This is a genomic window from Georgenia satyanarayanai, assembly GCF_009193135.1.
GTDB lineage: Bacteria > Actinomycetota > Actinomycetes > Actinomycetales > Actinomycetaceae > Oceanitalea > Oceanitalea satyanarayanai.
This window is the reverse complement of the sequence record NZ_VUKC01000003.1, coordinates 14,689-28,547: the sequence shown is the minus strand read 5'-3', so window position 1 is coordinate 28,547 and position 13,859 is coordinate 14,689. Positions and strand designations below refer to the sequence as shown.

Below are 13,859 nucleotides of genomic sequence, written 5' to 3'. Positions count from 1 at the left end.
GACTACGCGAGCGGTTGCGGCCTGTCGGTTCCCAGGACCTGGCCGAGCTGAGCACGTGAGCTGACCCCCAGCTTGGGGAACAGGTGGTAGAGGTGCGACCCGACGGTCCGGGGAGAGAGGTAGAGCCGCGCCCCGATCTCGCGGTTGGTCAGCCCCTGGGCCGCCAGGCCGGCGATGAGCTGCTCCTGCGCCGTGAGCACCCCCGACCCGGCCGTGGCGTCCTGGTCGGCCTCCCCGGCCGCACGGAGCTCGCGGCGGGCCTCGGCGGCCCAGGCCGGGGCCCCGAGAGCGTCGAAGGAGTCACGGGCGGTGCGCAGGTACCGCCTCGACTCGGAGACCCGTCGCGCGTGGCGGAGCCACCGCCCGAGAGACAGCCGGGCGCGCGCCCGCAGGAACGGCCACCCCGCGAGCTCGTCGATCGCCACCCGGTGCAGCGACTCCGCGGACCCCGGGCCGGCCAGGACCGCGCGGGAGTACACCAGGGACGCCGACAGGAGCGGGGAGTCGGCGTGGCCGTCCTCGAAGCGAGCGAGAACGCCGCGTGCCTCGACGTCCGCACCGACCCGGGCCGCGGTGTCCGCGTACACGGGGAGCGTCCCGTGCTGGATGCTCGTCACCGACTCGGGGACCGTCCCCCGCGTCGAGAACCGGTCTCGGAGGGTGTCCCAGGCCTGCTGGTCGCGGCCGAGGACGAACAGCGCCGTCGCCCGCGCGAAGGAGGACATCTCACGCAGCGTCGCCGAGGGAGCCGACACCAGGTCACCGTCGATTTGGGTGCAGCGGTCGAGCGCCTCCTCAGGGTCGGCGCGGACCGCCTGGAGGACGGTGCCCGTGATCTCCGCCGCCGTGAGGGCGCGTCCTCGCTCGAGCCCGCTCGAGCGGACCTCTCGGACCGCCTCGCCCGCCTCGTCCCACCTGCCGAGGTGCCAGCAGGTCCACGCGAGCGCGGCGTCCGCCGAGGTGAGCAGACCCAGTCGACCCTGCCGCCGAAGGGGTCCGACCGCCCGCACGAGGTGCGCTGTCCCGGCCGCGGCGTCTCCGACGACGGCTGCCGCGCGCCCGAGGAGCGCGAGCATCTCGGCGTCGTCGACGCCGCTGGTGCCGAGGGCGGCGATCCCTGCCCGCACCGTCCGTGCCTTCGAGACGGGGGCGGACAGGGCGAGCGCCGCGAGGAGCCGCGGGTCCGGAGCCGTGACCAGGGGTTCGACGGCGCCGCAGAACAGGTCGCGGCACCGCGGCTCGATCCCCCGCCAGTAGGCGACGTCGGCCGCCGGGGCGAGGGCGTCGAGTGCAGACTCCCGCCGACCCGCGCGGTGGAGCCGGGCGAGAGCCGCGACGAGCTCCCGCATGCGCGGGTAGTCGCCGATCACCTCCGGTGGCCGGTAGCGGCGCCATGCGGCACGCGCGCGGTCGACCTCGGCCAGCGGCAGCGCCTCGGCCTCGGTCAGCAGGCGGACCACCGCCTCCTCGTGCCCGAGGTCGGCGGCGTGGTCGGCCGCGGTGACCAGCCGACCGCCGCGGACGGCGGGGTCGGGCGTGAGCGTCGCCGCGCGTTCGAGCATCGCGACGGACTCGGTGACGGCACCGCGACGACGGACACGGTCCGCGCAGCGCTCGAGGGCCGCTGCCACCTGCTCGTCCGGCTCCGTCGCGGCGCAGGCACGGTGCCAGACGGCGCGGTCCGGATCCGTCGTCGCCCGCGCCAGCGCCGCGTGCGCCGCCCGGCGACGCACCTCCCCCGCCCGCCGGAGCACGGCGGAACGGACGAGGGGGTGGTGGAAGTGCACGCCGTCGACCCTGACGTCGACCAGGCCGACCACTTCGGCAGGCTCCAGGTCCGGTGGCGCGACCGCGGGGTGACCGAGTCGGCGGGCGGCGTCGAGCAGCTGGGCGACGGTGTCCTGCCCGTGCCCGCCGGGGGCTCGCTGGCTCAGGGAGGCGAGCAGGAGGAGGTCCTGCCCGACGGCGGGCAGGTCGCTCACCCGGTCAACGAACACCGTCCCGAGCCGGTCGGTGAGGGGCAACGGGTCGGTGAGGACCGTGCCGCGCGGCACGTGCCTCCAGGCGCGGGCGAGCTCGACGAGCGCGAGCGGCAGTCCCTCCGCCTCGCGCACCACCCGGTCGCGGAGCACCGGCGGGAGCTCCGCCGCCTCCGCCCGGACCACGGACCGGGCCTCCGCCTCGCCGAGGGGCGTCAGCGTGGTCGTCCTCAGCGGTACGTCGGCGAGGGCCGCGTCCGGCGGCTCGCGGCTCGCGCACACGAGCAGGACCGGGTCGCCCCGGGTCCGGCGGGCCATGAACGCCAGGACCCACCGGCTTGAGGGGTCCAGCCAGTGGACGTCGTCGACCGTCACCAGCAGGGGCGCGGCCGTCGCCGTCGCGCGGAGGAGGTCGAGCGTGGCGACGGCGACGGCCACGGGGTCCGGCGCCTCGGCGGCGGCCTCGAGGGCCCCCACGGACCGGCGCAGGAGGACGAGCCGGTCCTCGGCGTCAGGCAGAGCGGTACGTGTGAGGACCGGCTGGAGCAGCTGGTGCAGGCCCGCGTAGGGAACGTGCATCTCCGCCGCTGCGCCCGCGCACTCGAGCGTCGCCATGCCGCGCTCGCGGGCGAGGCCGCGCGTGTACCCGAGGAGCGCGGTCTTCCCGATCCCCGGAGGTCCCTGGAGGAACACACCGACATGCTGCGCCGCGGCCGCCACCTCGCTGCGCAGGAGGTCCAGCTCGGCCGTGCGGCCGACCAGGTCACGCATGGCCGAGATTGTCCTCGTCCGGCCGGGGGCCGTCCAGACCCGGTCGAGCCCCGACTCGGTCGTCGCGGGCGCGCGGACAGTCACCTGACTGATGCCCCACGCACGGGCCCCTCCCTAGCGTGCCGGCATGAGCACACCGACTCCCGACACCGTCGTTCTCGTCCACGGCTTCTGGGTGACGCCCCGCAGCTGGGAGGACTGGAAGGCCCACTACGAGGCCCAGGGCTTCCGTGTCCTCGCCCCGGCCTATCCCGGCTTCGAGGTGGAGGTCGAGGCGCTCAACGCCGACCCCTCCCCCATCGCCACCGTCACCGGGGCCCAGATCGTCGACCACCTGGTCTCGGTGGTGCAGACGCTGCCCACGCCGCCGGTCATCATCGGCCACTCCGCCGGCGGCGCCTTCACGCAGGTCCTGCTCGACCGGGGCTACGGCGCGGCCGGCGTGGCCCTCAACTCGGCCCCGACGGAGGGGGTCCGCACGACGCCCCTGTCCCAGGTGCGGTCGACCTTCCCGGTGCTGCGCTCGCCCGCCAACCGGCGGCGGGCCGTCCCCCTGACCTTCGAGCAGTTCAGCTACGCGTTCACGAACGTCGGCTTCACCGCGGCCGAGGCGCGCCGGGCCTACGAGCGGTACGCGATCCCCGCCTCCGGCGGCACGCTGTGGAACGGCGTCCTCGCCAACTTCCGGCCCGGCCACCAGGACATCTGGGTCGACTACCGCAACGCCGCGCGCCCGCCACTGCTCTTCCTCTCCGGCTCGGACGACCACATCATGCCGCCGTCGGTGCAGCGCGCGAACGCCCGGAAGTACCGGGCGCCGGGCACGGTGACCGAGCACGAGACCTATCCCCGGCGGGCCCACCTCATGACCGCCCAGGACGGCTGGGAGGAGATCGCCGACCACGCTCTCGAGTGGGCCCTCGCCCACGCCGGCCGCCGGGACGACAGCACGCACCCGCACGCGGTCTGAACGCCGGACCCACCGACCACCACCCTCGCGAAGGAGCACGTCATGCCTGTCGTCACGACATCGGACGGAGTCGAGATCTTCTACAAGGACTGGGGGGCCGGTCCCCCCGTCGTCTTCAGCCACGGCTGGCCGCTCAACGCCGACGCCTGGGACCGCCAGCTCAAGGCGGTGGCGGACGCCGGCTTCCGCGGGATCGCTCACGACCGGCGGGGGCACGGCAGGTCCACCCAGACCTCCGAGGGCAACGACATGGACCACTACGCCGACGACCTCGCGGCCGTCCTCGAGGCGCTCGACCTGCGTGACGCCGTCCTCGTCGGGCACTCGACGGGCGGCGGGGAGGTGGTGCACTACCTGGCGCGCCACGGGTCGGAGCGGGTGAGCAGGGCCGTCCTGCTCGGTGCCGTCCCGCCCCTCATGCTCCAGACGCCCGACAACCCCGAGGGCACACCGATCGAGGCGTTCGACGACATCCGCACCGGGGTGCTGGCCGACCGCTCACAGTTCTACCAGGACCTGTCCGTGCCGTTCTACGGGGGCAACCGTGACGGGTCGACCCTCTCGCAGGGCGTCCGGGACCAGTTCTGGCGGCTCTCCATGCAGGCCGGCCTCGCGCCCGCGTACGACTGCATCGCCCAGTTCTCCGCCGTCGACTACACGGCCGACCTTCGCGCGATCACCATCCCGGTCCTCGTCGCGCACGGCGACGACGACCAGATCGTCCCCTTCCGCGCCTCCGCTCCCAAGACCGCCGAGCTGCTCGCGGACGCGATGCTCACGGTGTACCCGGGGGCACCGCACGGCCTCCACGGCGCCTACGAGGAGGAGTTCACCGCGGACCTGCTCGCCTGGCTCACCCGCTGACCGCCCTCGCCGGGACGGACGCCACGGTCCGGTCCGTCACGTCAAGACGTTCGACAAAGAGCCGTGACCTCGTACTCCGAGGTCACGGCTCTGTTTCTGTCGGGCTGGCGGGATTTGAACCCACGACCCCTTGACCCCCAGTCAAGTGCGCTACCAAGCTGCGCCACAGCCCGTCTGGCTCGCGAACGAACCTAGAGAAGATTACCCCAGAGACGCGTCCGAACCGAAACCGCGACAGGCCACTGTGCGCGGCGTCACTCAGTGGGCGGCGCCCTGCCCCGTCTGCTCCAGGCGCACCTTCTCCGCCTGCACGACCCCGAGGCCGAGCAGGGCAATCGTCATGACGGCCGTCGCCGGCCACGGGTCGATCCGGTACAGGCCCACGACCGTCACGAGGAGCTGGATCGTCAGCGCCCGCCGCAGCCACTGGAAGGCGTCGTAGCGGTCCCGGCCGAGAAGCGTCCACGCGCGAGCCGCCGCCGCCACGACGACGACCGTCGACGCCGCCGCGGCCCACAACGACCAGGTGGGTGCGCCGTCGTCGGCGGTGAGGATGACGACGACGCCCCCGCCGAGGGCGAGGACGAGCAGCGCCCCGGCCACCGCCGTCGTCCACGAGCCGCGCACGACGCCGCGGAGCAGACCGCGCACCTTGCGGGTGGCGAGCTCGAGCGGGTCGGGGAGCTCGCTGTGGTCGTCGGGGACGGCGGCGAGGAGCGCCTCGACCTCCGCCTCGCCGCGGCCTCCGCTCCCCTGCCGCAGCAGCTCGCGCGCGACCTCGCGCCGCTGCGGGCTCAGCCCGCCCGCCAGTCCGGCGACGGCGTGGTCGGCCGCGGCGGCGAGCTGCTCGCTCGGGTGCGGCGGGCGGCGCCCGTGGAGCACGTCGGCGAGGACGACGAGCACGACCAGCGTGACGTACATGATCATCGGCGCCGGCTGGAAGAAGTAGTCGTTGTCGTTGGTGAGGAACTTCCCGACCTCGTCGATGAACAGGCCGAAGCCGATCCCGCCGAGGAAGGCCGCCGGCGGCCGGACGACCGGCCCGGCGAAGGACAGCACGAGCACCATGGCCAGCGCCATGAACAGCCCGCCCCACAGGACGTGCGCCACGTGGAGGGTCTCCCCGCCGACCTGCGGGAAGCCGGTGAGCTGGAGAAGGCCGCGGGTGGCGAAGATCGTGACGACCGTCGTGAGCACGAAGCCAAGAACGTGCTCACCGGCGCGCGGGTCCCGGGGCAGGCCCCACCGGAGGAGGACGTGCCGTCGGGACACCGTGCCGTCGGGCATCAGCGGCGGCGCTTCTCGCGCACGCGGACGCTGATCTCGATCGGCGTGCCGACGAAGCCGAAGTTCTCGCGGAGCTTGCGCTCGATGAAGCGGCGGTAGCCGTGCTCGATGAAGCCGGTGGCGAAGATGACGAAGCGCGGCGGGCGGCTGTCAGCCTGCGTGGCGAAGAGGATGCGCGGCTGCTTGCCCCCGCGCACCGGGTGCGGGTTCGCGGCGGTGAGCTCGCCGAGGAAGGAGTTGAGCTTGCCGGTGGAGATGCGGGTGTCCCACCCGCCCAGCGCGGTGTCGAGCGCCTTGGTGAGGCGGTCGACGTGCCAGCGGGTCTTCGCGGAGATGTTGACCCGTGGTGCCCACTGGGTCTGGACGAGGTCCTGCTCGACGGCTCGCTCGAGGAGGTGGCGCTGGTCGTCGTCCATGAGGTCCCACTTGTTGTAGGCGATGACGAGCGCCCGCCCGGCCTCGATGACCTGCTGGATGACGCGCGTGTCCTGCTCGGTCAGCGGGACCGAGGAGTCGATGAGGACGACGGCCACCTCCGCCTTCTCCAGCGCCGCCTGCGTGCGCAGGGAGGCGTAGAAGTCCGCGCCCTTGGTCTGGTGGACGCGGCGGCGGATGCCGGCGGTGTCGACGAGCCACCACGGGCGGCCGCCGAGGAGGACGAGCTCGTCGACCGGGTCGCGGGTGGTGCCGGCGACGTCGTCGACGACGACGCGCTGCTGGCCGGCGATCGCGTTGAGGAGGCTGGACTTGCCGACGTTCGGGCGGCCGACGAGGGCCACGCGCCGCGGGCCACCCTCGGGCAGCGGGTTCGCGACCGCGGAGACCTCGGGGAGCACCGCCATCGCCGCGTCGAGCACGTCACCCGACCCGCGCCCGTGCAGCGCGGACACGGACCACGGCTGCCCGAGCCCGAGCGACCACAGGGCGGCGGCGTCGGACTCCTGCGCGGGCGAGTCGACCTTGTTCGCGACGAGGACGACCGGCTTGCCGGACTTCCGCAGCATCCGGACGACCTGCTCGTCGGTGCTCGTCGGGCCCACGGTCGCGTCGACGATGAACATGACGGCGTCCGCCATCGCGATCGCGACCTCCGCCTGCTCGGCGACGCGGGCGTTGAGCCCGGCGGCGTCGTGCTCCCAGCCGCCGGTGTCGACGAGCGTGAAGCGGCGCCCGGCCCACTCGGCGGGGTAGCTGACGCGGTCACGGGTGACGCCCGGGACGTCCTGGACGACGGCCTCGCGGCGGCCGAGCACGCGGTTGACGAGCGTGGACTTGCCGACGTTCGGGCGCCCGACGACCGCGAGCACCGGCAGCGGTGCCTCCGGCCGGTCCTCGGCGGGGGCGTCGTCGGCGGACGCGAGGAGGGCGGCGTCCTCCTCGTCCAGCACGTAGTCGGACAGCCCGGCGCGCAGGGCCGCGGCGCGCTGCTCGTCGTCGGCCGGGGTGGTCGGGAAGTCCTCGGAGTCGCTCACGCCGGCCATTGTCGCGTGCTCGGGCCGTTCCACGCTAACCGCCGCGCTCAGGGGCGCACTCAGGTGAGGCCGGCGTCGTGGACGCAGAGCGCGATCTGCACCCGGTTGCCCGCCTCGAGCTTGGTGAACAGGCGGCCGATGTGGGTCTTGACCGTCGCCAGGCCGAGGTAGAGCTCGGCGGCGATCTCCGCGTTCGACAGGCCCCGCCCGATCGCCACGGCGACCTCGCGCTCCCGGTCGGTGAGCCGCGCGACCCGCTCCCTCGCGTGCTTCTCGCGCGAGTCGTCCGGTGTGCGGGTGGCGGCGGTGATGACCTGGGCGGTGACGCTCGGGGAGAGCATCGGCTCACCGCGCGCGACGCGGACGACGGCGTCGACGAGCTCGGCGGGAGGGGTGTCCTTGAGGAGGAACCCGGCCGCGCCGTGACGCAGGGCCGTGAGCACCATCTCGTCGGTGTCGAAGGTCGTGAGGACGATGACGCGGGTGCGCGAGCCGCGCTCGGACAGCCGGCGCGTCGCCGCGAGCCCGTCCAGGCCGGGCATCCGGATGTCCATGAGGACGACGTCGGGGTGCTCCCGCTCGATGACGGTGAGGCCCTCGTGGCCGTCCCCCGCCTCGCCCACGAGCTCGACGACGTCGCTCCCGCCGAGCATGAGTCGCAGACCGGTCCGGACGAGCGCGTCGTCGTCGACGACCACCACGCGCACGCGCGGCGCGCTCACCTGCTCTCCTCCCACGGCAGCCAGCATCGCACGGTGAAGGAGCCGTCCGGCCCGGCCGCGTGCTCGAGCACGCCGCCGGCCAGCTCGACCCGCTCGGCGAGGCCGACGAGCCCGAAGCCGCTCCCGGGCGCGGCGGGCAGCGACCCGCCCCAGGTGGGCGGGCCGTTGTGGACCTCGATGGTGAGCAGCCCGCCCGGTCCCCCGGCGAGGTGGACGACGACGTCGCTCCCCGGGGCGTGCTTGCACGCGTTGGTCAGCGCCTCCTGGACGACCCGGTAGGCGGTGCGTGAGGTCGTCGCCGGGAGGTCGCCGACGCCGCGGAGGTCCCCGCCCGGCAGACCGCTCGGGTCCAGCGCCGCCTCGACCTGGACACGCGCTCCGTCGACGAGCTCGCGCACCTGGGCGAGGAGCGGCTGCGGCGGCTCGGCCGGGGCGCCGTCGTCGGGGGCCGGAGTCCCGCCGGCGCGCAGCACCCCGAGCACCTCGCGCAGCTCGCTCAGCGCGAGGTGAGCGCTGCGCTGGATGACACCGGCGGCCTCGGCGGTCTCCTCCCGGGAGAGGTCGGTGCGGTAGGCGAGCGCGCCGGCGTGCATGGCGACGAGCGAGATCCGGTGGGCCAGCACGTCGTGCATCTCGCGGGCGATGCGGGTGCGCTCGGCCTCCCGCGCCGCGTCCGCCTTGGCCGCCTGCTCCCGCTCGGCCGTCTCCGCGCGCTGACGCAGCGTCGCGAGCAGCTCACGCCGCGCACCGACGTAGAAGCCGGTGGCCACGCAGGTGCCGATGACCCCCATCGCGAGTCCGCCGGCCAGGGCGGCGAAACCCACCGTGCTGCCGTCGTCGACGATGGCCGGCCGCCAGACGAGCTCGTAGACGACGGTGGCGCCCGTCCACGTGACGACGACGGGTGCCACCCACCGCCACCGCCGCCACGTCGCGACCGACACCGCCGCCACCACGCCCGCGCCCACCGCGGACGCGGAGACGGCCGACATCGCCCCCGTGAGCGTCGCGACGAGGACCGGGTGGCGGCGGCGCAGCGGCAGCAGCGCGAGGGCGATGACGCCGAGCACCGCGTCGAGGACGAGCGCCCCGCCGATCCGCGCCTCGACGTCGGCCGGCAGCGGGGCGTCGGCCACCGGGATGAAGTCCGCGGCCACGGAGAGCCACAGCACCATCGCGACGCCCGCCGCGACGAGGTAGCGCCAGACGCGGGACCACGGCCGCAGGGCGGGAGGCTGCCCCGGGTCGTGGGCGACGGCCGGCCGGACGGCCACCGGTACCGGGACGGCCGGCGCAGGAGGGAGCGCGGGGTACATCCGGCCAGCCTAGGGACGCCACCCGCCGGTCCGGTCCACCGGCGGGCTCGCTGTCGTCCGCCGAAAGGTTGACCCGGCCGAGCCGGAGCGCCGATCCGCACCGCCCTGCCGTCCCGGAGGGTTGTCCCATGATCACCGCACAGCACCTGACTAGACGCTACGGCGACCGCGCCGTCGTCGACGACGTCTCCTTCACCGCCCGGCCCGGCCGGGTCACCGGGTTCCTCGGCCCCAACGGTGCCGGCAAGTCCACCACCATGCGCATGCTCACCGCGCTCACGACCCCGACGTCGGGCCGCGCCACCATCCTCGGCGCCCCCTTCCGCGAGCTCACCAACCCGGGCCGGCGGGTCGGCGTCCTCCTCGACGCCTCCGCGCAGCACGCCGGCCGTACCGGCCGGGAGGTGCTCCACCTGTCCGCGCGGCTCATGGGGCTGCGTCCCGGCAGGGTGGACGAGGTCCTCGCCACCGTGGGTCTCACCGCGGCGGAGGCGGGAGCGCGGACGCGGACCTACTCCCTCGGCATGCGTCAGCGCCTCGGCCTGGCCCACGCCCTGCTCGGCGAGCCGGAGGTACTCATCCTCGATGAGCCGGTCAACGGCCTCGACCCAGCCGGCATCCGCTGGATGCGGGCGCTGCTGCGCGACTTCGCCGACGAGGGCGGCACGGTCCTCCTCTCCTCCCACCTGCTCCGCGAGGTCGAGGCCGTCGCCGACGACCTCGTCATCATCGGCCGCGGCCGCATCCTCGCCCAGGGCAGCGCCGAGGAGCTCCTCGCCACCCCCGGCACGCAGGTGCACAGCCTCGACGACACCACCCTCGCCCGGGCGCTCACCGCCGCCGGCCACGAGGTCACCGGCGCCGGGACCGGCCTCACGACGTCGGCCACCGCGGAGGAGGTCGGCCGGGCGGCCCTGGCTGCCGCCGTCGTCCTCACCGACCTGCGCCCCTCGGCCGCCACCGGCCTGGAGGACCTGTTCTTCGACACGACCGCCCAGCACGGGCGAGAGGAGGCCGCAGCATGACCGCGCCCACGACCACCCGCCCCACGACGACGGCCCGCACCGCCTCCCCACCCGTCCCCTTCACGCGGCTCGCCCTCGTCGAGCTCCGCAAGCAGCTCGACACCCGCGCCGGGGCCTGGCTGCTCGCGGTGATCGTCCTCCTCAACGCCGGGCTCATCGCCCTCGTGCTGTTCACCGGGGAGCCGGAGAACCGCACCTGGCAGGAGCTCACCATGGCCTCCTCCCTCGCCCAGATGCTCCTCCTGCCGCTCCTCGGGGTCATGGCCGCCACCGGCGAGTGGTCCCAGCGGACGGCGCTGACGACCTTCAGCCTCGAGCCGCGCCGCACCCGGGTCAACGCCGCCAAGCTCGTCTCCGCGCTCGGGCTGGGCGTGGCGGTCATGGCCGCGGCCCTGCTGGCGGGGGCGCTGTTCAACGTCGTCGGGATGGTGGCGCTGGACGGTGACGGGTCCTGGGCCATGGAGTGGTCGGTCCTCGGCGGGATGCTCCTCGCCCTGCTGCTCCTCGTCACCCAGGGCCTGGCCTTCGGGCTGGCGTTCCTCAGCACGCCGGTGGCGATCGTCGCCTACCTCGCGCTGCCCACGGTGTGGTCCCTGCTCACCATGCTCGTCGACGCGCTGCAGGAGCCGGCGAAGTGGCTCAACCTCGACTTCTCGATGACCGCCCTCATGTCGGCGGAGATGACGGCGACGACGTGGGCGCAGCTCGCGACGTCGGCCGCCGTGTGGATCGGGGTCCCCCTCGCCATCGGTCTGTGGCGCACCGCCCGCCGCGACGTCTCGTAACGGCCCCACACCTCCCCCGGTCCCCCGCTGCGCCGACAGCCGACTTACCGACGGACGGTAAGTCGGCTGTCGGCGGTAAGTCGGCTCTCGGCGGGAGGAGGTGGCCGGGCGCGGGGCGGTCAGTGGGTGGGGAGGGGGATGCCGGTCTGGCGGACGGCGTCCTCGACGTGCGCGGCGAGGCCCTGGTGGATCTGCTCCATGGCCCGGGTCATGACCTCGCGGTTGCCGCCCTCGCGCTTCTCGGTGTCCAGCACGATCGGCTTGCCGAAGACGATGTGGAGGCGTGAGCGGGGCGGCGGCACGTAGCCGACCTTCTTGCCGGCGGGCCGCGTGCCGAGGCAGGCGACGGGCACGACCGGTGCGTTGCCGTGGACGGCGAGCCACGCGACACCCGCGCGGGTCGACTGGACGTTGCCGGTGCCGCGGTTGCCCTCGGGGAAGATCCCGACGACGCGCCCCTCGTGGAGCATCTGCTGGGCGACGGCGAGTGACGCCCGGCCGTTCCGCCGGTCCACCGGGATCTGGCCGGCGAGGGTCATGAGGAAGCCGAGCGGGGAGTCCCAGAACTCCTGCTTGATGATGAAGTGGGAGCCGCGCGGGACCGCACCGTGGAGCAGCGGGCCGTCGATGACACCGGTGTGGTTGGAGGCGATGATGACCGGCCCGGTCCGCGGGACGTTCTCCGCGCCGTAGACCTTCGTGCTCCACCACACGTGGTCGAGGAACTGGCCCACGCGCCGGGACCAGACCGGGCCCCAGCGGTAGATGTCCTCGGCCTTGACCCGGGAGCCGCGGGAGGGCTGGGCGGGCACGGCCGGGGTGCTCACTGCGCTTCCTCCCGAGCCTGGGCGACGACCCGGCGGACGACGGCGAGCGTCTGGTCGACGTCGAGGGCGGAGGAGTCGATGGTGACGACGCCGTCGGCCGCGGTGAGGAACGTGGAGACCGTGGAGTCCTGCGCGTCGCGGCCCACGACCTCGTCGCGCGTCGCGGCGATGGCCCGCTCGTCCACCGTCCCGTGGAGCTCGCGGGCCCGGCGCGCCAGGCGCGCGGCCTCGTCGGCGGTGAGGAGGATCCGGACGTCGGCGTCTGGCGCGACGACGGTCGTGATGTCCCGCCCCTCGGCGACGATGCCGCGCCCCTCGCTGTGGCCGGCCAACTCCCGCTCGCTGGCGATGATCGACCGCTGCCGCTCGCGCAGCTGGGCGCGCACGTCGAGGTTCGTCGCGACGGCGGAGACCACCGAGGAGATCTCGGAGAGGCGGATCGCGGCGGTGATGTCGACGCCGTCGCACGTGATCGTCGGGTCGCCGGGGTCCACGCCCATCTCGAGGGGCATGGCCGCGACCGCCGCGTCGACCGCTGCCGTGTCGGTGAGCACGACGCCCTGGCGCAGGCACCACCACGTCGCGGCGCGGTACATCGCGCCCGTGTCGAGGTAGGCCAGGCCCTCCGCGGCGGCGAGCCGCCTGCTGATCGTCGACTTCCCCGAGCCCGAGGGCCCGTCGATCGCCACCGTCACCGGTGCCGTCATTCCGCCACCACTCTCCATCCGCGGGTCGTCAGCTCGTGCTCCAGCCCGGCCGCCGAGGCCGGCACCACCGACAGGTGGGCGATGCCCACCCGGGCGCCGGCCGAGTGCTCGAGCAGGAGGTCCTCGATGTTCACGCCGATCTCGCCGACCTCACCGAAGAGGCGGCCCAGCTCACCGGGCTCGTCCGGGATGAGCACCTGGACGGTCGCGTAGCGGCGCGGCGCGCCGCCGTGCTTGCCCGGCACGCGCGCCACACCGGTGTTCCCGGCGGAGACGACGGCGCTCACCGCGCCCATCGCCCCGGGCGCCAGCGGGCCCTCGGCGGCGGCACGGTCCAGCCCGGCGATGAGCGAGTCCAGGTCCGCCCGCAGCTCACGCAGGCCCGCGGCGACGGGTCCGGCGTTGCCGGCGAGGATCGCGGCCCACAGCCGCGGCTCGGAGGCGGCGATGCGGGTGACGTCGCGCAGGCCCTGCCCGGCGAGGGACAGCGCCGCCTCGGGCGCGTCGACGAGCCGGGACGCGACGAGCGAGGCCGCCAGCTGGGGGATGTGGGAGACGAGGGCGACGGCGTCGTCGTGCTCCTGCGGGGCGAGCGGGACGGGCAGGGCGCCGAGGTCGAGGGCGAGGGCGCGCACCGCCCCGACCGCCGCCGGCGAGGCGTCGGCGACGGCGGCGATGACCCAGGGGCGCCCCGCGAAGAGGTCGGCGTCCGCGGCGATCGCTCCGGAGCGCTCCCGGCCGGCCATCGGGTGGGAGCCGACGTAGCGCGCGCGGGCGGCGTCGTCCGCGGCGCCCGCGGCGACCTCGTCCGCGATGACGGCCTTGACGCTCGCGACGTCGGTGACGACGGCGGCGGGGTGGCGGCGCAGCATGTCGAGGACGACCGGTCCGGCGACGTCCGGCGGGGTCGCGACGACGACGAGCGCGGGCTCGGGGCTCGCGTCGTGGACGGGCTCCCCGGCGCCCATGTCCCGTGCGAGCGCGAGGACGGAGGGCGAGGCGTCGGCGAGCTGGACCGGCACACCGTGGCTGCTGAGGCACAGCGCGATGCTCGTCCCGAGCAGCCCGGTGCCGACGACCTTGACGGGGCCCGTCGTCAGGGGTGCCGCCTGGCTCGTCACGCTCGTGCTTCCT

12 protein-coding genes and 1 tRNA gene are annotated in these 13,859 nt (G+C 74.7%); 4 read left to right on the top strand and 9 right to left on the bottom strand.

Annotation, left to right across the window (positions count from 1 at the left end; genetic code table 11):
- Positions 1-2: 2 nt before the first annotated feature.
- Entirely contained in the window at positions 3-2,750 is a 2,748-nt protein-coding gene (locus tag GD632_RS04975; protein WP_152189416.1) for an ATP-binding protein, read from the bottom strand.
- Positions 2,751-2,877: 127 nt separating this feature from the next.
- On the opposite strand from GD632_RS04975, the gene GD632_RS04970 reads away from it, so the two are divergent.
- Positions 2,878-3,720, top strand: coding sequence for an alpha/beta hydrolase (locus GD632_RS04970; protein WP_152189413.1), 843 nt, complete (start codon positions 2,878-2,880; stop codon positions 3,718-3,720).
- A 42-nt stretch (positions 3,721-3,762) separates the two neighbouring features.
- On the top strand, positions 3,763-4,584 hold the full coding sequence (locus tag GD632_RS04965; protein WP_152189411.1) for an alpha/beta fold hydrolase: 822 nt from the start codon (positions 3,763-3,765) through the stop codon (positions 4,582-4,584).
- A 99-nt stretch (positions 4,585-4,683) separates the two neighbouring features.
- Here GD632_RS04965 and GD632_RS04960 read toward each other — a convergent pair.
- The 5 genes from GD632_RS04960 to GD632_RS04940 all read right to left on the bottom strand — a co-directional run bounded on the left by GD632_RS04960 (position 4,684) and on the right by GD632_RS04940 (position 9,381).
- Positions 4,684-4,757, bottom strand: a tRNA-Pro gene (locus GD632_RS04960).
- Positions 4,758-4,842: 85 nt separating this feature from the next.
- Positions 4,843-5,871 (bottom strand): hypothetical protein, encoded by a 1,029-nt coding sequence (locus GD632_RS04955; RefSeq protein ID WP_152189409.1) that lies wholly within the window; start codon positions 5,869-5,871, stop codon positions 4,843-4,845.
- On the bottom strand, positions 5,871-7,352 hold the full coding sequence (gene der, locus GD632_RS04950) for a ribosome biogenesis GTPase Der (protein WP_152189407.1): 1,482 nt from the start codon (positions 7,350-7,352) through the stop codon (positions 5,871-5,873). Before der ends, GD632_RS04955 begins: the two co-directional genes overlap by 1 nt.
- Before the next feature lie 50 nt (positions 7,353-7,402).
- Positions 7,403-8,092 carry a response regulator gene (locus GD632_RS04945; protein ID WP_152189405.1) on the bottom strand — a complete coding sequence of 230 codons (690 nt, stop codon included), beginning with the start codon at positions 8,090-8,092 and terminating at the stop codon, positions 7,403-7,405.
- Positions 8,062-9,381, bottom strand: coding sequence for a sensor histidine kinase (locus GD632_RS04940; protein ID WP_152189403.1), 1,320 nt, complete (start codon positions 9,379-9,381; stop codon positions 8,062-8,064). Before GD632_RS04940 ends, GD632_RS04945 begins: the two co-directional genes overlap by 31 nt.
- 128 nt (positions 9,382-9,509) lie before the next feature.
- Between GD632_RS04940 and GD632_RS04935 the strand changes: the two genes are divergently transcribed.
- Complete coding sequence (locus tag GD632_RS04935; RefSeq protein WP_152189401.1) at positions 9,510-10,406, top strand: ABC transporter ATP-binding protein; 897 nt, start codon at positions 9,510-9,512, stop codon at positions 10,404-10,406.
- A complete protein-coding gene (locus GD632_RS04930) occupies positions 10,403-11,191 on the top strand; it encodes an ABC transporter permease (RefSeq protein WP_152189399.1) in 789 nt (262 codons plus the stop codon). The genes GD632_RS04935 and GD632_RS04930 overlap by 4 nt, the downstream gene beginning before the upstream one ends.
- 119 nt (positions 11,192-11,310) lie before the next feature.
- On the opposite strand, the gene GD632_RS04925 is transcribed toward GD632_RS04930, so the two are convergent.
- Genes GD632_RS04925 through GD632_RS04915 form a run of 3 tightly spaced genes read right to left on the bottom strand, consistent with a single transcriptional unit; the run spans position 11,311 to position 13,846 of the window.
- Complete coding sequence (locus tag GD632_RS04925; RefSeq protein ID WP_152189397.1) at positions 11,311-12,018, bottom strand: lysophospholipid acyltransferase family protein; 708 nt, start codon at positions 12,016-12,018, stop codon at positions 11,311-11,313.
- Positions 12,015-12,725 (bottom strand): (d)CMP kinase, encoded by a 711-nt coding sequence (cmk, locus tag GD632_RS04920; protein WP_152189395.1) that lies wholly within the window; start codon positions 12,723-12,725, stop codon positions 12,015-12,017. The genes GD632_RS04925 and cmk overlap by 4 nt, the downstream gene beginning before the upstream one ends.
- Positions 12,722-13,846 (bottom strand): prephenate dehydrogenase, encoded by a 1,125-nt coding sequence (locus GD632_RS04915; RefSeq protein ID WP_152189393.1) that lies wholly within the window; start codon positions 13,844-13,846, stop codon positions 12,722-12,724. The genes cmk and GD632_RS04915 overlap by 4 nt, the downstream gene beginning before the upstream one ends.
- Positions 13,847-13,859: the final 13 nt, after the last annotated feature.